The sequence below is a fragment of the Roseibium sp. genome, assembly GCF_048261595.1.
In the GTDB taxonomy this organism is placed as follows: Bacteria; Pseudomonadota; Alphaproteobacteria; order Rhizobiales; family Stappiaceae; genus Roseibium.
This window is the reverse complement of the sequence record NZ_JBLXFW010000003.1, coordinates 482,796-505,306: the sequence shown is the minus strand read 5'-3', so window position 1 is coordinate 505,306 and position 22,511 is coordinate 482,796. Positions and strand designations below refer to the sequence as shown.

At 58.4% G+C, this 22,511-nt stretch carries 22 protein-coding genes; 10 read left to right on the top strand and 12 right to left on the bottom strand.

Features of this window, described 5'->3' with window-relative positions; all coding sequences use genetic code 11:
- Window positions 1-65 precede the first annotated feature (65 nt).
- Window positions 66-1,316 carry an aspartate kinase gene (locus ACN0SY_RS13565; RefSeq protein WP_417687883.1) on the bottom strand — a complete coding sequence of 417 codons (1,251 nt, stop codon included), beginning with the start codon at window positions 1,314-1,316 and terminating at the stop codon, window positions 66-68.
- Window positions 1,317-1,495: 179 nt separating this feature from the next.
- On the opposite strand from ACN0SY_RS13565, the gene ubiG reads away from it, so the two are divergent.
- Window positions 1,496-2,254, top strand: coding sequence for a bifunctional 2-polyprenyl-6-hydroxyphenol methylase/3-demethylubiquinol 3-O-methyltransferase UbiG (gene ubiG, locus ACN0SY_RS13560; protein WP_417687881.1), 759 nt, complete (start codon window positions 1,496-1,498; stop codon window positions 2,252-2,254).
- Window positions 2,255-2,274: 20 nt separating this feature from the next.
- The gene (locus ACN0SY_RS13555; protein ID WP_417687879.1) at window positions 2,275-2,985 is read left to right on the top strand and encodes an alpha/beta fold hydrolase; all 711 of its coding nucleotides are present in this window, start codon (window positions 2,275-2,277) and stop codon (window positions 2,983-2,985) included.
- A gap of 22 nt (window positions 2,986-3,007) precedes the next feature.
- On the opposite strand, the gene ACN0SY_RS13550 is transcribed toward ACN0SY_RS13555, so the two are convergent.
- Window positions 3,008-4,840 (bottom strand): PHA/PHB synthase family protein, encoded by a 1,833-nt coding sequence (locus ACN0SY_RS13550; protein WP_417687877.1) that lies wholly within the window; start codon window positions 4,838-4,840, stop codon window positions 3,008-3,010.
- Between the two features lie 202 nt (window positions 4,841-5,042).
- Here ACN0SY_RS13550 and ACN0SY_RS13545 point away from each other — a divergent pair, with 202 nt between their 5' ends.
- Window positions 5,043-5,546 (top strand): phasin family protein, encoded by a 504-nt coding sequence (locus tag ACN0SY_RS13545; protein ID WP_417687875.1) that lies wholly within the window; start codon window positions 5,043-5,045, stop codon window positions 5,544-5,546.
- 77 nt (window positions 5,547-5,623) lie between these two features.
- Here ACN0SY_RS13545 and ACN0SY_RS13540 read toward each other — a convergent pair whose 3' ends face one another.
- From ACN0SY_RS13540 to ACN0SY_RS13525, 4 genes are all read right to left on the bottom strand, one after another.
- The gene (locus tag ACN0SY_RS13540; RefSeq protein WP_417687873.1) at window positions 5,624-6,136 is read right to left on the bottom strand and encodes a DUF1178 family protein; all 513 of its coding nucleotides are present in this window, start codon (window positions 6,134-6,136) and stop codon (window positions 5,624-5,626) included.
- Complete coding sequence (locus tag ACN0SY_RS13535) at window positions 6,133-6,987, bottom strand: carbon-nitrogen hydrolase family protein (RefSeq protein ID WP_417687871.1); 855 nt, start codon at window positions 6,985-6,987, stop codon at window positions 6,133-6,135. Before ACN0SY_RS13535 ends, ACN0SY_RS13540 begins: the two co-directional genes overlap by 4 nt.
- A gap of 32 nt (window positions 6,988-7,019) precedes the next feature.
- Window positions 7,020-7,277: a glutaredoxin 3 gene (grxC, locus tag ACN0SY_RS13530; protein ID WP_417687869.1), complete on the bottom strand. Its 258-nt coding sequence runs from the start codon at window positions 7,275-7,277 to the stop codon at window positions 7,020-7,022.
- A 92-nt stretch (window positions 7,278-7,369) separates the two neighbouring features.
- Window positions 7,370-8,158 (bottom strand): ComF family protein, encoded by a 789-nt coding sequence (locus tag ACN0SY_RS13525; RefSeq protein WP_417687867.1) that lies wholly within the window; start codon window positions 8,156-8,158, stop codon window positions 7,370-7,372.
- A gap of 93 nt (window positions 8,159-8,251) precedes the next feature.
- Between ACN0SY_RS13525 and ACN0SY_RS13520 the strand changes: the two genes are divergently transcribed.
- Window positions 8,252-9,154, top strand: a complete 903-nt coding sequence (locus ACN0SY_RS13520; protein WP_417687865.1) for a methyltransferase domain-containing protein — start codon at window positions 8,252-8,254, stop codon at window positions 9,152-9,154.
- 24 nt (window positions 9,155-9,178) lie between these two features.
- Here ACN0SY_RS13520 and ACN0SY_RS13515 read toward each other — a convergent pair whose 3' ends face one another.
- From ACN0SY_RS13515 to ACN0SY_RS13500, 4 genes are all read right to left on the bottom strand, one after another.
- Window positions 9,179-9,388 (bottom strand): Flp family type IVb pilin, encoded by a 210-nt coding sequence (locus ACN0SY_RS13515; RefSeq protein ID WP_417687863.1) that lies wholly within the window; start codon window positions 9,386-9,388, stop codon window positions 9,179-9,181.
- Between the two features lie 28 nt (window positions 9,389-9,416).
- A complete protein-coding gene (locus ACN0SY_RS13510) occupies window positions 9,417-9,824 on the bottom strand; it encodes a (deoxy)nucleoside triphosphate pyrophosphohydrolase (RefSeq protein WP_417687861.1) in 408 nt (135 codons plus the stop codon).
- An 89-nt stretch (window positions 9,825-9,913) separates the two neighbouring features.
- Window positions 9,914-11,155: a bifunctional glutamate N-acetyltransferase/amino-acid acetyltransferase ArgJ gene (gene argJ, locus ACN0SY_RS13505; RefSeq protein ID WP_417687859.1), complete on the bottom strand. Its 1,242-nt coding sequence runs from the start codon at window positions 11,153-11,155 to the stop codon at window positions 9,914-9,916.
- A gap of 111 nt (window positions 11,156-11,266) precedes the next feature.
- The gene (locus ACN0SY_RS13500) at window positions 11,267-12,118 is read right to left on the bottom strand and encodes a peptidylprolyl isomerase (RefSeq protein WP_417687857.1); all 852 of its coding nucleotides are present in this window, start codon (window positions 12,116-12,118) and stop codon (window positions 11,267-11,269) included.
- 271 nt (window positions 12,119-12,389) lie between these two features.
- On the opposite strand from ACN0SY_RS13500, the gene secA reads away from it, so the two are divergent.
- From secA to ACN0SY_RS13475, 5 genes are all read left to right on the top strand, one after another.
- The gene (secA, locus tag ACN0SY_RS13495) at window positions 12,390-15,137 is read left to right on the top strand and encodes a preprotein translocase subunit SecA (RefSeq protein WP_417687855.1); all 2,748 of its coding nucleotides are present in this window, start codon (window positions 12,390-12,392) and stop codon (window positions 15,135-15,137) included.
- Between the two features lie 98 nt (window positions 15,138-15,235).
- Window positions 15,236-16,258, top strand: coding sequence for a glycosyltransferase family 2 protein (locus ACN0SY_RS13490; protein WP_417687853.1), 1,023 nt, complete (start codon window positions 15,236-15,238; stop codon window positions 16,256-16,258).
- Window positions 16,248-16,697: a GtrA family protein gene (locus ACN0SY_RS13485; RefSeq protein ID WP_417687851.1), complete on the top strand. Its 450-nt coding sequence runs from the start codon at window positions 16,248-16,250 to the stop codon at window positions 16,695-16,697. Before ACN0SY_RS13490 ends, ACN0SY_RS13485 begins: the two co-directional genes overlap by 11 nt.
- Window positions 16,694-18,214 (top strand): glycosyltransferase family 39 protein, encoded by a 1,521-nt coding sequence (locus ACN0SY_RS13480; protein WP_417687849.1) that lies wholly within the window; start codon window positions 16,694-16,696, stop codon window positions 18,212-18,214. The genes ACN0SY_RS13485 and ACN0SY_RS13480 overlap by 4 nt, the downstream gene beginning before the upstream one ends.
- Before the next feature lie 87 nt (window positions 18,215-18,301).
- The gene (locus tag ACN0SY_RS13475) at window positions 18,302-19,489 is read left to right on the top strand and encodes an adenylate/guanylate cyclase domain-containing protein (RefSeq protein ID WP_417687847.1); all 1,188 of its coding nucleotides are present in this window, start codon (window positions 18,302-18,304) and stop codon (window positions 19,487-19,489) included.
- Between the two features lie 55 nt (window positions 19,490-19,544).
- Here ACN0SY_RS13475 and ACN0SY_RS13470 read toward each other — a convergent pair whose 3' ends face one another.
- Entirely contained in the window at window positions 19,545-20,144 is a 600-nt protein-coding gene (locus ACN0SY_RS13470; RefSeq protein ID WP_417687845.1) for a L,D-transpeptidase, read from the bottom strand.
- A gap of 227 nt (window positions 20,145-20,371) precedes the next feature.
- On the opposite strand from ACN0SY_RS13470, the gene ACN0SY_RS13465 reads away from it, so the two are divergent.
- Window positions 20,372-21,169 carry an alpha/beta fold hydrolase gene (locus ACN0SY_RS13465; protein ID WP_417687843.1) on the top strand — a complete coding sequence of 266 codons (798 nt, stop codon included), beginning with the start codon at window positions 20,372-20,374 and terminating at the stop codon, window positions 21,167-21,169.
- 87 nt (window positions 21,170-21,256) lie between these two features.
- Here the strand turns inward: ACN0SY_RS13465 and ACN0SY_RS13460 are convergent, their stop codons facing one another.
- Window positions 21,257-22,444: an NAD(P)/FAD-dependent oxidoreductase gene (locus tag ACN0SY_RS13460; protein ID WP_417687841.1), complete on the bottom strand. Its 1,188-nt coding sequence runs from the start codon at window positions 22,442-22,444 to the stop codon at window positions 21,257-21,259.
- Window positions 22,445-22,511: the final 67 nt, after the last annotated feature.

Here is a 22,511-nt window from a genome sequence, read left to right as displayed (position 1 = left end):
CCCGTCATGTTCGTGACAGCCACCGCACCTTCTGGGTCAAAAGCGCGGCGGCGAGTCGGAACGTGTTATCCGTCCAATCCGTATAGCGAATGGAGAGTCCGGACCGCAAGTTCCGTATAGGCAGAATCGATCAGAACGGAGATCTTGATTTCGGAGGTCGTGATCGCACGGATATTGATGCCTTTTTCGGCAAGACCGCGGAAACACTCGGCTGCAATGCCTGCATGTGAGCGCATTCCGATACCGATGACCGAAACCTTCACAACGTTTGTGGCGCCCTCAAGGTTCTGGAAACCGATCTTTTCCCTGTTATCCTCAAGGACCTTCTTCGCGCGCTCGTAGCTGGTTTCCGGAACGGTGAAGGTAATGTCGGTCGTCTTGCCATCGGGCGAGATGTTCTGGACGATCATATCGACATTGATGTTGGCTTCCGCCAGCGGCCCGAAAACGGATTGCGCGACACCAGGCTTGTCCGCCACATCGCGAATGGAGATCTGGGCTTCATCCTTGGCAAATGCAATGCCGGTGACAACTTGCTGTTCCACGAGCTCATCCTCGTCGCAGATAAGGGTTCCGGGGGGAAGATCACCGACGCCGACCTGCGGCGCATCGGGATCATCAAAACTGGAGCGCACGAACGTGCGAACGCCATGCACCATGGCCATCTCGACTGAACGTACCTGGAGCACCTTGGCGCCCAGTGATGCCATTTCGAGCATTTCCTCGAAGGACACCCGGTCAAGTCGGCGGGCTTTCGGCACGATTCGCGGGTCCGTTGTGTAGACACCATCGACGTCGGTGTAGATATCGCAGCGATCTGCCTTGATAGCCGCAGCGATAGCAACTGCACTGGTGTCGGATCCACCGCGCCCGAGGGTCGCAATCCGGTTGTCCGGGGAGATCCCCTGGAAGCCTGCCACGACGGCCACCTGTCCCTGCGACAGGCGTTCGATCAGCAGACTGCCGTCGATTTCCTTGATGCGCGCTGCACCATGGTTCTCGTCCGTCTTGAGCGGAATCTGCCAGCCCTGCCAGGACCGCGCATTCACGCCCATGTCCTGCAGAACGATCGCGAGAAGCCCGGAGGTAACCTGCTCCCCCGATGCGACGACCGCGTCGTACTCTCGCGCATCGTGAAGGCGCGATGCCTCGCGGCAAAACTCGACCAGCTTGTTCGTCTGACCGGCCATCGCAGAGACGACGACGGCGACTTCGTGCCCGGCGTCCACCTCACGCTTGACGTGGCGGGCCACATTCCGAATGCGATCGAGGTCGGCAACAGATGTGCCGCCAAATTTCAAAACCAGTCGCGCCATTGCTGTCGTATTCTTTTCATCAAGTAACGAGGGTGCATGATGCACCCGGCGGATCGGGCGTCATCCATACAGGGACTGTGCTGTTGCTGCAACTGCGTGGCTTGACAAAAGAGACAGGACCTAGAAGGACGTGACGCAGGAACGGGATGCGCCAACCGCCCGAACAGGAAGGACGGAAGATGACCGACGCAAGCAAGGCCGGCAAAGGCACGGTGGACGATACGGAAGTTGCCCGCTTTTCCGCAATGGCGGATGAATGGTGGGACCCGACGGGCAAGTTCAAGCCCCTACACAAGTTCAATCCGGTTCGTCTGTCGTACATCAAGGAAAAGGTTTGCGAGCGCTTTGGCCGGGACCCCAAGGCACCAAATGCGTTCGAGGGTTTGCGTTTTCTCGATATTGGATGCGGAGGCGGCCTCCTGAGTGAACCGATGGCACGTCTTGGCGCCGACGTGGTCGGAGCGGATCCCTCCACCGTCAACATCGAAATCGCCAAGCTGCACATGCAGAAGTCGGGACTGAACATCGACTATCGGGCGGAAACCGCTGAACAGTTGGCGGATGCCGGCGAGACGTTCGATGTCGTCCTGAACATGGAGGTGGTCGAACATGTCGCTGACGTGCCTCTGTTCCTCGGCGAGACGTCCCGGATGGTGCGGCCTGGCGGTTTAATGTTCGTGGCAACAATAAACCGCACACTAAAGGCCTATGCACTTGCGATCGTCGGGGCTGAATACGTCCTGCGCTGGTTGCCGAAGGGAACCCATTCCTATGAGAAGCTCGTGCGGCCGGAAGAAATCGAAACGCCCGTCACCGGGGCAGGGATGGAGATCATTGACCGGACCGGCGTGACCTTCAATCCACTTCTGGACAGCTGGAACAGGTCGCGGGATCTCGACGTCAATTACATGCTGCTCGCATCGCGGCCGGGCCGATAGGCACGGTATTGGAGAAGATCATGGAAGCCATCGTCTTCATACCCGGCCTGCTGTGCACCGAAATCCTGTATGCACCTCAGATCGTGGCGTTCGCCGACCGGCCACTCATGGTGGCAAACCATCGTCAGCACGATACCATCGAGGCTATCGCCGCAAGTATTCTCGAAAAGGCTCCCGATCGCTTTGCGCTGGCCGGGTTGTCGATGGGCGGCTACATCGCCATGGAGATCATGCGGGTGGCACCGGAGAGGGTCACTCGCCTCGCCCTTCTCGACACGAACCCCAGGCCCGATGCACCAGAACAGACGGAACGCCGCGAATTCCTGATCAGGATGACCGAGCAGAAAGGCTTCAACAAGGTTCCGCACCTGCTCTACCCGGGCTTCGTGCACAAGAACCGGGAGAATGACGAGGAACTCAAGTCGGTGGTGGTCGAAATGGCCCAGGAAACCGGACCCGAAGCCTTCATTCGGCAAACCCGGGCAATCATCTCCCGGATCGACTCGCGTCCGGGCCTTTCAAGCATTACCTGTCCGACACTGGTTCTAGTCGGCGAAGGCGATACCCTGACACCTCCCGAGCTCGCCCGGGAAATGCATCAACTTATTCCGGACAGCCGTCTGGCCGTCATCGGGAATTGCGGGCACCTTTCAACTCTCGAGGCTCCCGAGGCGGTCACCGCAGAACTCAAGTCCTGGATGGGGAGCACCAACGCTCATTCAGCTCGCTAGCGCTGCTACCAGGCGCTAAGCCTCACGCCATCATCACGTAGCCCCCCGGAGCAGGTCCGAGGACAGGCAAACCGGCATCCGGCTTCCCGGGTGCTGGTGGGTCCACAGGGGCACCAGAACGCTTGTCCAGCCAGTTTACCCAGGCCTCCCACCACGACCCCTCGCAGTACAGCGCCAGCTGCTTCCAGCTATCGGCGTCCAGATAGCCGTCGTGTTCGGGCGTCGCCATGATCCGAAAATGACGATGTGCGTGTCCCGGCTCACTGACGATACCCGCATTGTGCCCGCCGTTAGCGAGAACAAACGTTACCTCGCTGTCGGCAAGGTGAGCGATCTTGTAGACGGATGGCCAGGGCGCCACGTGATCGTGCTCGGTTCCGACGGCAAAGATCGGGACCTGGATATCCTCGACTGAGACCGGCACTCCATCCACCCTCCAGCGCCCCTCAGCGAAGTCATTGCGCAGGAACAAACTGGAGAGGTACTCGGAATGCATCTTGTAGGGCATGCGGGTTCCGTCCGCATTCCACGCCATGAGATCGAACATCGGCGTTCTTTCGCCCAGAAGATATTCCCGGATCACCTTTGACCAGATGAGGTCATTGGAGCGCAGCAACTGGAAGGCGCCGGCCATCTGGGCCGTATCGAGAAAGCCCTGCTCCCACATCATGTCCTCGAGGAACGACACTTCGCTCTCGTCGATAAACAGAGTCAGCTCACCGGCCTCGGTGAAATCGGTTTGGGCTGCAAACAGCGACAGACTGGCAACCCGGTCGTCGCCATTGTGCATCAGCCCGGCAAGCGCTATCGCCAGCAGCGTACCTCCCAGACAATAGCCGGCCATGTGAGCTTGCTTGGCACCCGTGATCGAGAGCGCAGCATCGAGCGCTGCCTCAACACCGAGTTGCCGGTAGTCGGACATCCCCAGATCCCGGTCCCCCCTCCCGGGGTTCTTCCATGAGATCATGAAAACCGTGTAGCCCTGCTCGACCAGATATCTGACCAGCGAGTTCCCCGGGGACAGGTCCAGGATGTAATATTTCATGATCCACGCGGGCGTGATCACGATCGGCTCGGGGCGGACATGTTCGGTCACCGGATCGTATTGGATCAGTTCGATGAGCCGATTGCGATAGACAACCTTCCCAGGCGTGGCGGCGAGGTCTTCGCCGACAACAAAATCCTCCGTGCCGGGAGGCGGCAAGTGGCGCATTTGCCTGTCCACGTCTTCCCAGAAGTGTGAAACACCGCGAACCAGGTTCATTCCGCTGTCCTTGACCGTCTTCTCCAAAACCTCCGGATTGGTGAAAAGGAAATTGGACGGAGAAAAAAGATCGAGCATCTGCCTCGTCGCGAAATCAACCACACGCTCATGATGGGTCGTAACACCCCGAACGCCGGTCATCGCATTGAACCACCATTGTTGGTTCAGCAGAAAACTCTGGGAATAGAGATTGAAGGGAAATGTTTTCCATCCAGGGTGGTCGAACCGCCGGTCCTGCGGCAAGGGATCGATACAGGCTTCACCTGAACCGCCCGCAGCCGCACATTGCACATAGAACCGGGAAAGACGCAGAAGCTTGGTGAATGCCTTTTCAGCCAGCCGCCCCTGTTTTCCAGGCGATATGGCCAGGTGTAGAGCCCAATCCAGATAGGCACGCACCAGCGCGCTTGGCGAAATTCCAAGTGTCGCGCGAGCGACCATCGCCCGCGTCGAACGATCCAGAACTTCGGCAAGGGCGGTTACTGAGTAACTGTCAATCTCGCCATCATGGTCCATACCGGCCGACACGCGCGCGCCATCGAGCCACGCAATCGGACCAGACCGTGGGGACGGCCCAATCTCCCCCGCCATGGCGTCGGTCCTGGACGGCTTGGACATAGATCACCTCTGAGAAATGCAATCCTGCCAAAAACCGCACGAAAACCGACACATTTCCATGATCAAAATCAAATACAGGTTGCAGTGCATCAGATAAAAGCAACCGGGAAAATTCCGATCCATACAGACCTGAAACCCACTGCATGGCTGCCATGCCGACTTTCGGAGGTTCAATATGCCTGGAAAATCAAGCGACACGCCATTCGACGTATTTCAGAAGCTGATGCCGCATTGGCCGACGCCGACCTTCTCCAACTGGGCTTTCGCCGAACGCGAGGACCGAATGGAGGAACTTGCATTTTCAGGCCTTCAGCGTTTCAACCAGACAATGTGGGACCGTGCCGAAAAGGCTCTTGACGACCACATGCGCTTCGTCAGTCACCGGCTTCACGAAGACTTCGAATGCGCGAAGGCACTGAGTGAATGCCGCATGCCGGATCAGGCCATCTCAACGCTGCAGGATTTTTACACGACGATGGCCGGTGAATATCAGGAACACGCACGGAACCAGCTTGAACTGCTGAAGGACAGCGTAACCGAAAGCATGGCCAAGGCAGAGGAGCTTAGCGAAGCTGCCATGGAGACGGCCACGGAATTCGGAAAGGCGGTCGAGGAATCCCGCGCTGAGCTTGCGAGCACCGCACCGAAGCCACGGCGCAAGGTCACCGCAACGCGCTGATACCTCAAATCAATGAAACGCTCCCCGAGACAATCGGATCGGGGAGCTTTGACTGCTGTACCTGAAGGCGCAACCGCTCAGTTCTGATCATCCGGCAATACGGGCAATGGCAGAACGGAAATGCCTTCATCCGCCAAGGCTTCAATATCGGCTTTAGAGGTCTCGCCGTAGATATTCCGTTCTTCGGCCTCGCCGTAGTGGATTTTGCGAGCCTCCTCGGCGAATTCCTTGCCAACGTAATCCGAACTGTCGATCATTTTCTTGCGCAGCGTCCGCAAACCTTCGACGAGTTCCTGGTACTTTGGATGGGCAGTAACAAGTGCGGTTTGGCCTGCATCAGCCTTCGCCAGAGGCGCCGCAGAATCCACATCAGGCGTAACTGCGGGAGTTCTCTCGGCCGGGATTCCCGACGCCTCTTTCTTGCGAGATGTCGAGACCGCCGGCGCCATAAGGCTCTTCCGGACGTCGGCAGAGCCACAAACAGGGCACGTCACAAGCCTGAGCGCGCATTGGCGGTCAAAATCGTCGGAATTCCGGAACCAGCCTTCAAAATCATGCGCGCTCTCGCAGCACAACGAATACTTGATCACTCTGCAACCTCGGCAAGCTTGGAAACGTTTACCGCGGAAAAAGAGCGTTCATTGGCAATTGCCGGAATACGCTGACGCGCCTTTGTCACTTCCTCGGGATCAATCTTTGCCGTCACCACACCCGGCTCGTCGCTGTCGATCTCCGCGACGACCTTGCCCCACGGATCAACAATGATGCTGTGACCGTAGGTTTCGCGGCCATCTTCATGCACGCCTCCTTGAGCCGCTGAAACGACATAGGCTCCATTCTCGATCGCCCGCGCCCGCTGCAGCACATGCCAATGCGCCTCACCGGTCTGGCGGGTAAACGCAGCCGGCATGGTCAGAAGTCCGGCGCCTTCTCGCGCCTGTGTCCGGAAAATGGCCGGGAACCGCACGTCGTAGCAGACGGCCATCCCCATCCGGATCCAGGGCAACTCCAACAATGTGCTCTGCCCGCCCGGTTCATAGGTAGCCGACTCTCGCCAGCTCTCTCCATTCGGCAGATCGACATCAAACATGTGGATCTTGTCGTAGCTTGCGCGCACGACACCATCCGGACCGATGACAAACGCTCTATTGGCGACCTTGCCACCGGGAAGAAGGATGGCGATGGAGCCCAGGTGAATCCAAACACCGAGCTCGTCGGCGAGCTTCTGCATCGCCGCCAGCGTCGGATCCTCCTGCTCCAGCCGGATGCGCTCAAGCAGTTCATCACGGCTGCGAACAAGGACGTTCGTCATCTCCGGAGTTTGTATGTACTGAGCCCCCGCTGATGCTGCGGACCGGATCAGGCCCGATGTCTCGGCAAGGTTTGCAAGGACATCCTTGCCGGCTCGCAATTGCACGCAGGCGGCGACAAACTCAGTCATTCATTCTTCTCCACAACGGCGGCGGCGCCAGCTCAGGCGGACAGGAGCGGATCGAGGCCTCCTTCACGATCCAGATCGTGAAGATCGTCACACCCGCCGACATGCGTCTTTCCGACGAAGATCTGCGGGAAGGTCGTCCGGCCGTTGGCCTTCTGGATCATTTCCTTCTTCAGCTTCGGGTCAAACGTAGCGTCATATTCGGTGTAAGACACACCCTTGCTGTCGAGCAGTCGCTTTGCAGCCACACAGAACCCGCACAGCTGGCGGGTATAGATAACAACTTCAGCCATTTGGCATCCTTATCAGGTTCGAGAAGCAGCGCTAAGCCGCAATTTGGACCGTTTATATGGGCTGAGAGCGGGCAGGCACAAGCGAAAGCGAATCACACATCCACGTGACTGTCAGCGGCGATGGCAAAGCACAGTACGTCGACCCGCGAGGCTCCAGCCTGCAGGAGAGCGCGGGCACAGGCGGAAACGGTCGAACCGGTGGTCAGGACGTCGTCAACCAGGACAACCGGCTTGCCATGGACCAGGTGCTCATATCCCTTGCGGACCTGAAAGGCGCCACGCACGTTCTTACGGCGGGCCTTTGCATCCAGACCAACCTGCTGCCGCGTCCGTCGCACTCTCTGGAGGAGAAGAGGATGTGAGCACACCCGCCAATGATGCCCCACGGCCTTGGCGAGGTCTGCCGACTGGTTGAACCGGCGACCCAGCAAGCGCAAACGGTGAAGGGGCACGGGGACCACGATCGTTTCAGGATCGGCCAGCTCATTTCCCGCAATGGCCATCCAGCGCCCCAGCGGGTCTGAAAGGTCGCGCCGATGCGCGAATTTCAGAGACAGCACGAGCTGACGGGCTACACCTGTGTATGTTGCAACCGCACGCGCGCGGTCAAAAACTGGTGGCTCTGCGATGGCGCGGGCGCTGAGACCTCCTGCACCCATGTCATGAGACAAGGGCACGCCCAATCGCTCGCAGACCGGTATGCAGATGAAATTCATCTCCTGCCAACATACCGGGCACAGGCTTCCGGGATCGGCGACGACTTGCTGGCAGGCAAGGCACCGGGGCGGCAGGATGAAATCCAGAACATGGCGCGCTGCGCCGCGCGCAACGTCCAATGCAAGCCGCCATGGTTCATTCAGATGCTGATGAACGTCAAACATGCACATCCCCGTCCTTGGCAGCACACTATCATGTTTTGACGCGGAGCCCGGAAAGGACCATATGTGCGCCTGTCTCTTGTCCATCGGATCCACATGACCCAGCCAAACCTGTTCGACCGAACGCTATTGAAGCAAAAACGCACAACGGCACTGGCATCTGCAAAGCCCGGCAGCGATTTCCTGATGGAAGTGGTGGCTGAGGACATGGCTGACCGGCTGATGGCTCTGAGTCGAACATTCGGGACCGGCATCGACTTCGGCGGACATACCGGCCGCATCGCGGACGTAATGCGCAAGAGTGGCAAGATCGGCACCGTCCTTCGCGCCGACCTCTTCTGCTCCGATCCGAACTTGCCTCCTCCGGACTTGGTCTTCGATGACGCCACACCGCCCTTCCGGGATCAAAGCGTCGAAATGATCGTTTCCGCGTTGAGCCTGCACTGGGTCAATGACTTGCCCGGCTCGCTGGTGCAAATCCGTCGCGCACTCAAGCCGGACGGCTTGTTTCTTGGCGTTCTTCTCGGTGGAGACACTCTCTACGAATTGCGAGACGTTCTGATGCGCGCCGAGCTGGAAATCGCCGGTGGAGCCGCGCCGCGAGTGTCCCCGTTTGCGGATATCCGAGATCTCGGGGCATTGCTGCAGCGTGCAGGTTTTGCCCTGCCCGTCACCGATACCGACCGTCTGACAGTGCGCTATTCTTCGATGTTCGCCCTGTTGCAGGATCTGAAAGCGATGGGTGCGACCTCGGTACTGACAGAACGAAGTCGCAAACCACTGGCACGAGCAGTGCTCATGCGCGCGGCAGAACTCTACCTCCAGGACTACAGCGATCCGGACGGGCGTATCCGTGCCACGTACGCGCTGGTATCACTATCAGGCTGGGCGCCACACGAAAGTCAGCAAAAGCCGCTGCGTCCAGGATCGGCAAAAATACGCCTCGCTGACGCGCTGGGTGCCAAAGAGATGCCTCTGACACCCACGGGCAAAGACTAGTAGAAACTCAAAGGTTCGTAGAAATCAGCTAAACCCGGCGAGAACGGCGCCGAAGAAATCATCGCGCAACGTTGTGCCAATCGCGAGCAGCGTAGCTGCGATCGCGACGCTGATCAGACCGGCTATCATCGCGTATTCGATCGATGTCGCGCCGCTTTCGTCGGAGCGAAAACGACGGCTGGCTTCGCGCGCTACACGGACCCCAGAGGCTGCCTTCGTTACGAACTTCTGCATCTCGGGTCCTTTCAACTGCGACGGATCTTCAGGCTGGTACAAGATCCATCAGGAACGGGATCAAGGGCTCGTCGGCCGCTGGCATAGGGTAGTCCCGCAGTCGCAAGGGTCTGACCCACTTTAGGTTCTGCCCTTCGCGGCCGGTCGGAACACCCTCCCAACGTCGACAGATGTAAAGTGGCATCAGAAGGTGAAAATCCTCATAAGCATGGCTCGCGAAGGTGAGCGGCGCGAGGCACGGTTCGTTAACGATAATTCCCAGTTCCTCATTCAACTCCCGAATGAGCGTCTGCTCTGGACGCTCCCCCGTCTCGACCTTGCCTCCGGGAAATTCCCACAATCCCGCCATCGACTTGCCCTCCGGCCTCTGAGCCAGGAGAACCCGACCATCGACATCGACAAGCGCACATGCAGCGACGAGAACAATTCGGCTCATTTCAGCTGTTCCAGCTTATGACAGGGAGATAACGGTCGATTTACCGTAACCCGGAAAACTTTCATAAAATTCCGAGTTACGGCCCAGGCTTAGCTGCGGTAGTCGCCGTTGATAGCGACATACTCCTTGGTCAGGTCGCAGGTCCACACACGCGCCTGACCGGACCCAAGACCCAGCTCGACACGGATGACAATCTCTTCTTCCTTCATCACCGCTGAAGTTGCGGCCTCGCTGTAATCGGGGTCCCTCTCACCTTCGACGGCCACCCGTATGTCGCCGAACCAGATGGCAAGGCGGTCACGATCGGCAGGCTCACCAGCCTTGCCAACGGCCATGACCACACGCCCCCAGTTCGCGTCTTCACCGGCAACAGCCGTTTTGACCAGCGGCGAATTTGCGATCGACAGGGCAATGGTCTTGGCCGACGCATCGCTGTCGGCGCCTTCAACCTGAACCTCAACGAATTTGCGTGCTCCCTCGCCGTCACGAACGATCTGACGTGCAAGGTTCTGCATGAGATCGCCGAGTGCGGCCCGAACGGTCGGCAGGCGCGGATCGTCCAGGTTGTCGATCTTGTCCACACCCCGTTTTTCCGCGGCACCGGTGGCGAAAAGAAGCACCGTGTCGGATGTGGAGGTATCGCTGTCTACCGTTACAGAGTTGAAGCTGTCGCCGGTTTCACCCGACAGGAGCGATTGCAGAACCTCAGCGGAGATCGGCGCGTCGGTGAAGATAAAGGACAGCATGGTCGCCATGTCCGGTGCGATCATGCCTGCGCCTTTGGCCATGCCATTGATCGTGATGGTTTTGCCATCAAATTCGACCGAAGCCGTAGCGACCTTCGGATAGGTATCCGTCGTCATGATGGCCTTGGCAGCGTCCAGCCAGCTTGCCGGCTGTTTCGCAGCGACGAGATCGTCGATGACCGCTTCGAATTTTTCGGCCGGCAACGGTTCACCGATAACTCCTGTGGAGGCCAGGAAAACCTCGTTCTCGGCACATCCGATCGCCTTTGCCGCAATTTTCGCGGACAATTCGACAGCGGCCTTGCCCTTCTTGCCGGTGAAAGCGTTGGCATTCCCCGAATTGACCAGCAAACCACGTGCCTTGCCCTGACCAAGGATCGCCTTGCACCAATCAACGGGGGCCGATGAGCATTTGGACTTGGTGAAGACACCGGCTACCGTCGTCCCGGCATCGATACTGGCCAGGAGCACGTCGGTACGACCCTTGTACTTGATCCCGGCGGAGGCGGTGGCAAAACGCACCCCTTCTATCTCCGGCATTTCCGGGTAGGACTTCGGGGCAAGAGGGGACACTGTCGCGGCCATCGGCCTAACTCCTGTAGATAGGGGGCGTAATGAAGAAACCGCCCCGGTTCAGGTTCTTATGCCTGCGCCGGAGCGGTCTCGTAAAGGGACTAATTCGAGCCCGGGAACAGCTTATTTCGCCTCTTCGGCCTTGGCGAGGTCTTCATCGAGGATCTCGACCGGATGCTCAGCCTTAAGCTCGTCCATCGTCTTTGTATAAAGGTCACGGATCAGCTGCTGACGTAGATTTGCCGAAACCGCCTCGAAGGCCGGCTTTTCCTGCTGACGCTTGTCTTCAAGCAGAATGACATGCCAACCGAACTGGGTCTCGACCGGCTCCTTCGTAAAGGCTCCCTTTTCGAGTTTCAGCGTCGCTTCCTCGAACGGAGGAACCATTTGCCCCTTGGTGAAATAGCCAAGATCGCCGCCATTCGGGCCCGACGGACCGGTCGACTTGGTCTTTGCCAACTCGACAAAATCCGCTCCGCCTTCCAGTTCTGCAATGATGGCTTCGGCTTCGGCCTTTTCCTTCACCAGGATATGCCGGGCTTTCATTTCTTCCGGACCGACATACTCCGCATACTGCTTGTCGTAGGCAGACTGAACATCTTCGTCTGAGATCACACCGTCGATTTTCTGGGCCAGATAGGCATTACGAAGTGCACGAAGTGTGATGAATTCCATCTGCTTCTGGAAATCTGCATCCTTGTCGATGCCCTCGGCGCGCGCGGCCTGACCCAGCAATTCCATGTCCACAAGCACATCAAGCAAAATTGCACGCCACTGGGCGGGCGGAAAACGCTGCAGATCCTGACCAAGGTCCTGGGCAGCAAAAGCCAGGTCCGCTTCGGTGATTTCGGCCGTCCCTACCTTCGCGACAACATCATCAGGTTCAGCGGCAAAAACCGCAGAAGTCCCCAACGTCAGGGCAAATGCCGATACGAGAAGCGAGCGGGTCTGCCGACGCATGGAAAAACGGAACATCAAGTCGTCCTTTGCACTTTGCGAAGAGAATTCAGCCGTGTCCTGACCACCAGGATGCGGCAACTTTGCTGAAACCAGCGACGTTGACAAGCTCTAGGCCCCCTCTTATCTGTCGGTCGTTCTGCCATTTGGTATGAACGGCACCTTTGCCTCGGGTTTCCGGCCTGTGCATTGTCGCAAGCGGAAGAACGTGGACAGCAATTGAGACGATTTCATGGGCAGGCGCCCTGCGGTTTCATCCGGCGCCGCCCGACAGGGGAAGGACCGCCACATGGCTGGCCTTGGCGCATTAGCACGTAAGATTTTTGGATCCGCCAACGACCGTAAGGTCAAGGCATTCAAGGCAAAGGTTGACGCGATTTCCGCGCTCGAACCGGAAATGCAGGCACTCACCGATGACCAGCTTCGTGCAAGAACCGCCGATTTCCGGGAGCAGCTGAAGAACGGTGCAAAACTCGACGATCTCCTGATCCCGGCTTTTGCAACGGTCCGGGAGGCGGCGAAGCGGGCGCTAGGACAACGCCATTACGACGTTCAGCTGATCGGTGGCATGGTGCTTAATGCCAACCAGATCGCGGAAATGCGTACCGGCGAGGGCAAGACCTTGGTGGCAACTGCCCCGGTCTACCTTAACGCTCTCACCGGCAAGGGCGTCCATGTCGTTACAGTGAACGATTATCTGGCCAAGCGCGACAGCGACTGGATGGGTCAGGTATACCGTTTCCTCGGGCTTACCGTGGGCTGCATAACCCATGGTCTGTCCGATGAAGAGCGCCGCGCGGCCTACGCTGCCGACGTTACCTACGGCACGAACAACGAATTCGGCTTCGATTATCTCCGCGATAACATGAAGCACGAGCGGCCTTCGATGGTTCAGCGTGGGCACAACTTCGCCATCGTCGACGAAGTTGACTCCATCCTGATCGATGAGGCCCGCACACCGCTGATCATTTCCGGTCCGCTCGAAGACCGCTCCGACTTCTACAACACCATCGACGCCTTCATTCCGCAGCTGACGGAAGAAGACTATGAAATGGATGAAAAGGCGCGCTCTGTCTCCTTCACCGAGGCGGGTAACGAGAAGCTGGAAGGCATCCTCAGTCAGGCCGGACTGCTCAAGGGCGACCATCTCTACGATGTCGAGAACGTCGCCGTAGTGCACCACCTTCAGCAGGCCCTCAAGGCGCACAAGCTGTTCCAGCGCGACAAGGACTACATCGTCCGCAACGACGAAGTTGTGATCATCGATGAGTTTACCGGCCGCATGATGCCGGGTCGCCGTTTTTCCGAAGGGCTGCACCAGGCCCTTGAGGCACGCGAGAAGGTTCGGATTCAGCCCGAAAACCAGACCCTCGCCTCGATCACCTTCCAGAACTACTTCCGCATGTACGACAAGCTGGCCGGCATGACCGGTACGGCGTCGACGGAAGCGGACGAGTTTGCAGACATCTACTCGCTGGATGTCGTCGAGATCCCGACCAACGTTAACGTCCAGCGCATCGACGACGATGATGAGGTCTACCGGAGCGCAGAAGAAAAATACAATGCGATCGTCAAGCTGATCGACGAGTGCAAGGAACGTGGCCAGCCGATCCTCGTCGGCACAACCTCTATCGAGAAGTCGGAGTATCTGGCCGACCTTCTGAAGAAGCACGGCTACAAGCAGATCGACGTTACAGACCCGAATGCTTTCGCCCCGCTCTATGATGGCGACGGCGGCACTTCGAAGGAAAAGATCTTCGCGGTTCTCAACGCACGCTACCACGAGCAGGAAGCCTTCATCATTGCACAGGCCGGCCTTCCGGGCGCAGTGACCATCGCAACCAACATGGCAGGCCGAGGCACCGACATTCAGCTTGGCGGCAACGCCGAGATGCGCATCGACCGCGAACTTGCCGACGTGCCGGAAGGCCCGGATCGCGACGCAAAGATCGCGACGATCAAGGCAGAAGTCGAAGATCGCAAGCAGAAGGCTCTCGCGGCTGGTGGTCTGTACGTCATTGGTACCGAGCGGCACGAGAGCCGCCGCATCGACAATCAGCTGCGCGGCCGTTCCGGCCGTCAGGGCGACCCCGGACACTCGAAGTTCTTCCTGTCCCTGCAGGACGACCTGATGCGCATCTTCGGCTCCGAGCGCATGGACTCCATGCTCCAGAAGCTCGGCCTTGAAGAGGGCGAGGCAATCATCCATCCCTGGATCAACAAGGCTCTGGAAAAGGCGCAGCAAAAGGTCGAGGCCCGCAACTTCGACGTCCGCAAGAACCTGCTCAAGTTCGATGACGTGATGAACGACCAGCGCAAGGTGGTCTTCGAACAGCGTATCGAGCTGATGGACGGTGAGAGCCTCCAGGAGACAGTTGCCGACATGCGCCACGACATGATCGAGGACATGGTCAATCGGCACATTCCGGAGAGGGCCTATCCCGAGCAGTGGGATACCGATGGCCTTCTGCAGGAAGTGCGCACACTCCTGAATGTCGATCTTCCGGTCAAGGATTGGGCCGCGGAGGAGGGCATTGCTGACGAGGAAGTCAAGGAACGACTGCGCCGTGCCGCCGACGAAATCATGGCAGCCAAGGCCGCGAAATACGGCCCCGACATCATGCGTCAGGTCGAAAAGGCGGTCCTCCTGCAAACTCTGGACAACCTGTGGCGCGAGCACCTTTCAAACCTCGACCACCTGCGTTCGGCCGTTGCCTTCCGCGGATATGCCCAGCGTGATCCGCTGCAGGAATACAAGACCGAATCCTTCGCACTGTTCGAAACCATGCTCGCTCAGTTGCGCCAGATCACAACGGCCCAGCTGATGCGCGTCGAACTTGTGACGGAACAGCCGCCAGCGCAGCCGGAACTGCCCGAAATGCAGGGCCATCACATCAACCCTCTTACGGGCGAAGATGAAATGGCCGAGCCACGCGATCCGGAAAATCCGGATAGCTGGGGCAAGGTCGGCCGCAACGAGGCATGCCCCTGCGGTTCAGGCAAGAAGTACAAGCACTGTCATGGTGCTCTGGCCTAAAATCAGGCCAATCGATTGAACATGAAGGTCAGCCCGTCGAAGGGCTGGCCTTTTTTCATGAATTCCGGCAGGTTGCGCGAGATGTAACGGGGACAGCAATGCAGGATCAAAAGGACGGACATCTCTACCGGCAACGGCGTGCGGAATCGCGCAAGTCAAAGCCGATGCTCAGTCTTGTCGTGCCGGCCTACAACGAGGCCGACGTCCTCGACCACTTTCTGTCGGATACCCGCTCTGTTCTCGACACCCTCGAAATCCCATACGAGTATGTCTTCGTCGACGATGGCAGCCGTGACGCAACTGCCGATATCATTGCCGCGCGCTTGAATGGTGGGGTTCCGGGGCGGCTTGTCGGTTTGTCACGCAACTTCGGCAAGGAGGCAGCACTCAGCGCAGGCCTTGCCCATGCAAAGGGTGACATCGTCGTCGTTATCGATGCCGACCTTCAGGATCCTCCGCAGCTCATTCCCCAGATGGTCGATGGCTGGCGCCAGGGCTATGATGTCGTCTATGGGCTTCGCGTCGACCGTTCTTCGGACACCGCCTTGAAACGCGGGACCGCCAACATGTTCTACCGGTTGTTCAACAGCCTCGCGAATATCGACATGCCAGCGAATGCCGGTGATTTTCGCCTGATGGACCGCGCAGTCGTTGATGCACTCCTGAAACTCCCCGAACGCAACCGTTTCATGAAGGGCCTTTTCGCCTGGGTCGGCTATCCTTCCATGGCTCTTCCCTATCAACGGCCGGAACGCCGGGCGGGCATCGGTAAGTGGAACTACTGGAAGCTCTGGAACTTCGCGATCGACGGGCTGACCGGCTTCACCACCATGCCTCTCAGGGTCTGGCTCTATTGCGGCAGCCTCGTCGCAGCGGGTTCTTTCGCCTACGCGGCATATCTCATCATCCGCGTGCTCGCCTATGGCGTGGACGTACCTGGCTATGCATCGCTCATGGTAGCGCTGCTGTTCTTCTCGGGAGTTCAACTACTGTCCATCGGGATGATCGGCGAATATGTGGCCCGCCTTTTCAACGAGGCAAAGCAGCGCCCGGTATATCTGGTTCAGGACATTCTGGAGGGCCGATCGGCAATCGACGGATCCGGGACCGATGCCGAATAGACGGGTATCACTCGCGAGCCGTGTGAAAGCAGAAACGGGTACAGCGGTTCGGTTTGCCATTGTCGGCGGCGTGGCAACAGCAACTCACGCGTTGGTTGCCGTCGCCCTGTTCGAAAGCGGCTTCCTGCCCGCGCTCGCGGCAAATGTCGGCGGGTTTCTCGTCGCCTTTATCGTTTCGTTCTTGGGCCATCATTTCTGGAGCTTTGCGGCAACGCGCAATGAAGGAGAGGCCGGGCGCAGGATACGACGGTTCTTTATTCTTGCGCTCAGCGGCTTTGCCCTGAACTCCGGCGTGCTTGCCAGCTGGCTCCAGTTCACAGCCTGGCCGGAAAGCCTGGGAATCCTGTTCTCGATTGCCATCGTTCCCGCGCTAACCTTTCTCGGCGCGCGGCTTTGGGCGTTTTCAAGCCAAGAATCTTCGAGCAGCGACCAGACATGACCCCCCAGACGGCACAACGTTCGGCTCTCATCTATGTTCTCGGCCTTTGCGCTCTCTGGGCCCTGATCCCGACCCTCACATTCCCCAACCCGCCTCTGGACGTCGTGGAAGGATTTGCATGGGGCAGGGAATTGGCCCTTGGATATACGAAGCACCCGCCGATGCAGGCCTGGCTCCTGGAGTTCACCTACCGGCTAACCGGCGGGTCAACATTCGGCGGTTATTGGCTGAGCCAGATCGCCATTGGACTTGGCTATCTATGCATCTGGCATCTTGGCCGCCGGCTGGGATTGTCTGAGCGGCAGAGTTTCTGGTCGATCGTTCTTACGAGTGCGACCTTCTACTTCACGCTCCCTGCCCCCGAGTTCAACCCCAACATTCTCCAGATTCCAGTCTGGACAGCGCTGATCCTGTTCTTTCATCGGGGCATCACGAATCGAAAGCTGAGCGACTGGATCCTTCTCGGAATCATCGCGGCATTCGGCCTCTACACAAAGTATTTCGTGGCCCTGATCATCGGTGCGATCGGCCTTTATGCCCTGAGCTTTCCCCATGCACGCCGCTCGCTTGCAACACCCGGCCCTTGGGTCGCAATGGCGGTTTGCATGATCCTGCTGACGCCTCATCTGATGTGGCTGTCCGAGACTGATTTCCTGACGCTGAAATATGCAGCAAGCCGAAGCCATGCCGCTCCGGAGTGGACCGCGCATCTAAGGAACCCCGTCGCATTCCTCGGCGCGCAGATCGGAAATCACGCGGGGCTCTTTATTGTCGTACTCGCAGGGTTCGGTCTCACGGGACTGAAGAGGATACGGGCGCGCGTTGCGCCAACATCTGCCCCGGAAAACTCACAAGCAGCAACGTTCCTCGCCTGGTTCGCATTCATTCCTCTGGGCGTGGTGCTGCTGGCGTCGGCCGTGACCGGCAACGAGTTCGAGCACATGTGGGGCACACCTCTGTTTGTACTCTCCGGCGTCACCGCAGTTCATTTCTTGACCTTGCCGGCCATATGGAGCCATCCCCGCCGTGCCTTGATCGCGGCTGTCACGATCCAGGCAATCTTTCTTGCCGTGATTCTCGGTCAGGCAATTCTGGAACCGCTCTGGAAGACGAAATATACGCGGCTGCATTATCCGGGCAGGGCGATCGCTGATCGGTTGGCCGAAGAGTGGGAAAAGAAAACCGGTATGCCGCTTGCCTATGTTGCTGGCGACATGTGGTCGACCGCGAATGTAACGCTTCATGCAGATGCCCGACCCCATATGTTCTACCTCCACGACCCGATCCTCTGCCCGTGGATTGATTTGAAGGACGTGCAGAAGAGCGGCGTGATGCTGGTATGGCGGGGGCAGAGCGAAACACCTCCCGCCGAACTTCTGGTTTATTATCCGGACGCCAAACGGGACGGTTTTTTCTCCATCGCATCTCATGACTATGGGTCGATTCCCGATGTCACGGTCAACTGGATGATCGTAGCTCCAGGTGACGTTTCGGAGCAAAAATTTCTCCGTCCGTGAGACAGTTTTCGGCAATCACAAGATGCCAGCCATAGATTTGATCTTGGATGAGGTGCGGAGCATGCCTACTCTCTCCCCATGATTGACATGGCGAAAATCGACGGTATCGAGGACTGGCTCATTGACCAGGCGCTGCGCAGCCCTTCCCTGCCCGAGGTCTTTGGCCAATTGTGCGAGCATCTACGTAGCGTAGGCATTCCGATTGAACGCTGCATGCTGGGATGGGCAACGCTGCATCCCTTGATCGATGCCGAGACCGTTCTGTGGGAGTTCGGCTCGGGCATTGAGCATCGGACCTTCATGCATACCGACAAGGCGAGTTCAGACTGGCTTCAGAGCCCAATGCGGTCCGTTCTCGAAGACGGCAAGGATGAACTCAGGCTGTTGCTGGACGACACTGCAAACGCTGAGCGCTTCCCGATATGCGGCCAGCTGGCGAGCGAAGGGTTCACCGACTATCTGCTTCTAAGCACCTACTTCGATCTTCAGTCGTTGAAAGACCAACGCGGCAGCACGGGCATCCTGGTCAGCTGGGCAACAAAATCACCGGGCGGATTTACCGAAGACGAAATCGGCGGCCTCAGGTACATCCAGAAGCGCTTGGCGATCTCCGCTCGCGCGAAGCTGGAATCCCAGATCTCCCGAAACATCGCAGAGACCTATCTTGGCAACTGGGCTGGCTCAAAGGTACTGAGCGGACAGATCCGCCACGGCGACGGAGAACGCATTGATGCCGTGATCTTCTATAGCGACATGCGCCGCAGCACGCAGATCGCGGAGGAACTCGGCCCTGATGGTTACCTGCCGTTCCTGAATGCCTATTTCGACGCGACGGCGAGTCCCGTGCTACAGTGCGGAGGTGAAATCCTGGATTTTATCGGCGATGCCGTCCTTGGGATCTTCCCGATCAAGGATCTTGGCCTCAAGCAGGCAGCCTTGCGCGCCATCACGGCCGCGGACATGGCCTGTGAGCGTGTCGACGGGATCAACCGGTCCGGCCATAACCTCCATCCCCTTGATATTGGCATCGCCCTGTCTGTCGGCGAGGTCATGTTCGGAAATATCGGCGTGGCCAATCGCCTGACCTTCTCGGCGATAGGGCAAACCGTTCACGTCGCAGCACGCATGGAGGCGCTTACAAAGCAGCTCGGAAAGCGGGTGCTAATGACGGAGGAAATTGCTGAGAACGCTGTCGGCAGGTCGGAGCCGGCCGGCATTTTCCAACTCAGTGGTTTTTCTTCAGAACAGAGGCTTCTGGCGTTGACGCCAAAGTGACAAAGGCCGGGCAATTCCCGGCCTTCTCCCTCAATCAACGGTAAGGCATTGCCCCTTACATGACCTTTACCTGGGTGCCGATCTTTACGTTGTCGTAGAGATGCTCGACGTCATCATTCAGCATCCGGATGCATCCGGACGACACCGCCCGGCCGATACTCCAGTCTTCGTTGGTTCCGTGGATGCGGTAGATCGTATTGCCAAGGTAAAGCGCGCGTGCGCCGAGGGGATTCTTCGGACCGCCCGGCATGTATGCGGGCAGCCTACGGCCATTCTTGCGCTCGCGTACGATCATTTCCGGGGGCGGCGTCCAGCCGGGCCATTTCGCCTTGCGGGTGATCTTTTCCGTTCCACTCCAGGTAAACCCGTCTTTGCCGACGCCGATGCCATAGCGCATCGCCTTCCCGTTCCCCTGAACATGGTACAGCCAGCGGTCATCGGTATCGATCACGATCGTCCCCGGCGCTTCCTTGCCGTAGTAGGACACCATCTTCCGCTTGTACTTTTTGCGTGCAATCTTGCCTGCGGCTTCTGGTGTCAGCGTGTACTCGACCCATTGCTTCTTGTCGGGGTCAAAAAAACCGGATTGGGCATGAGCCGGAAAGGCCGCGAAAAAAACGGCTAGGCTCAATAGGAATGCAGCAGTGGATCGCATTTGGGTCTCTTGAAAATAGTGAAACTGGCTCCGGGAGGCACTCGTTGCAAATCACCGGAGCGAACTTGAAACAACTGCCGCAGGATGGTTAACACTTCATGACTCAGGGCGAAAGCCGCATCTCCATACGACCCGCGGCCACACCCAAGCTGCGATCAATTGACCGGTGACAACCACTCGCATTTCATGCGACCCATAGACCGCAAGTCAACATGCCAGAGATCCAAATGACCGACCTTCGACCGACCGTCCATCCGCACCTGCCCTTGAATGACGTTGCCGCCAAAAACGGTGACGACGGCAGCCCAATCGTGTTGCTTCACGGTTTCGGCGGTGACAAGTTGACTTGGGCGAACATTCAGACGGCAGTTGCTGCTTCCAAGCGATCCATTGCGTTCGATCTGCCTGGACATGGGCAAGCCTTGTATTGGCCGAAAATCGGAAACGCAGGTGTCTCGGCCAAGGCCGTAGCGCAATCACTCGAAGAACTCGGGCTGGGCCGGGTGCATTTGGTAGGCCATTCGATGGGTGGCGCGGTTGCAGCCCTTGTTGCTCTCAGGAACCCCGATCTTGTCGCAAGCCTGACACTGCTCGCACCCGGCGGCTTCGGCCCGGAAATCAATCATCGCTTGCTCCGCAGATATGCCGCGGCGACAGATCCGGCAGAAATGGAAATGCTGCTTGAGCAGTTCTTCGGCTGGGAGTTCAAGCTCCCCAAGCTTCTCGCGAAGACCGCTGCCGAAAGCCGGGCACGTCCCGGCGCTGTCGAAACGCTGGCAGCAATTGCAGAAGAGATCATCGACGGAGACGTCCAGAAGACCCTGCCACGCAAGGAACTTTCCGAACTTCCAATGCCGATCAAGGTCGTCTGGGGAACTCAGGACCGGGTCCTGCCGACGCGGCAGTCACACAAGCTGCCTGGTATCATCGCGACCCACATCTTCGAGCGGGTCGGACATATGCCGCATCTGGAAATCCCCCAGGAGGTGACGCGATTGATCCTCCAGAACGCACGCCTTGCATAAGGCAAAAGGCTTCGACATTGGCACCACAAGGGCCTGCACTCAGTCGAGCGCAGGCTTTTGTTTGACCAGTATCGCGGCCGCCTCCGTTCAGGCGCTTTCAGGGAGTAAGTCGTCGCGCCAGGTTTCTCCGATCACACGCCGCGCCATCATGTGAGATCTGGGCGAGTTGACACTGTCGACGGCAATCAGGCGCCCGCCCTTGAGGTAGGCCACAAAGAATTTTCCGACATTTGTGTCACCAACCACCCTGGTTTCATCGTATCCGTCCGACAGGCCGGCGATCTGCAGCTTGATGTCATATTGATCAGACCAGAACCAGGGTAGAGGGTCGTAATCGACATCCTCGCCGAGGATCGCCTGCGCGACAACCTTGCCCTGGTCGATTGCGTTTTGAACGCTCTCCATACGAACCGAACGCCCATAACGGTTGGAATAGAAGCGCGTGCAGTCGCCCGCTGCATAGACGGCTTCATCGCTGGTCGCACCCGCGCCATCAACGAGAATACCGTTATCCGTCTCTAGACCGGCATCTGTCGCCAGTTCATCATTGGGCTCTGCACCGATCGCGATCAGCACGAGATCGGCCGGGACTGTCTTGCCGGTTGATGTGCGGACTGAGCGAACGGCTCCTTCGCCCTCAATTGCCTCAACTCCCGTTTCAAGCAGCAATTCGACACCCTTGCCGCGGTGAAGGAGGGTATAGAATTCGGAGATTACCGGCGAAACGACCCGCTTCATCGGCCTGTCCTGCGCCTCGATGACGGTTACGTCCTTGCCAAGCTGTTTGGCGACGGCAGCCACCTCAAGGCCGATATAGCCCGCCCCGATAATCGCGATTTTCTGCCCGGTCAGCAGGCGCTCCCGGATGGCATCGACATCCGCAATGGTACGCAGGGTGACAACTCCGTCCAGTTCGCTACCAGGTATCGGAGCCTTTCGTGCGCGGGTACCGGTCGCAATGACAAGTTTGCCGTAGGAGATCGTGTCGCCGCGTTCCAGCACGACGCGTTTGCCGGACGTATCGATTGACGCAACTGATGTGCCGGGAATGAGATCGATGTTTTGGGTCGTGTAGAACGCCGGAGGGCGCAGGAAGAGCGCTTCAGTGCCGATCTCACCGAGCAGGTATTTCTTTGACAGCGGCGGCCGTTGATACGGAGGGGCCGTTTCGTCGCCAATAAGCCTGACAGGTCCTTCGAAGCCGCCCTGACGCAGAGATTGGGCGACTTGCGCTCCTGCCTGGCCTGCGCCGATGATGACAATGGTTTCCTGCATCTTGCTCACCCTGACCGACAAAAGAAATCCGGTCCTGCGTATCATGCATGGACCGGGCTCGCCACAG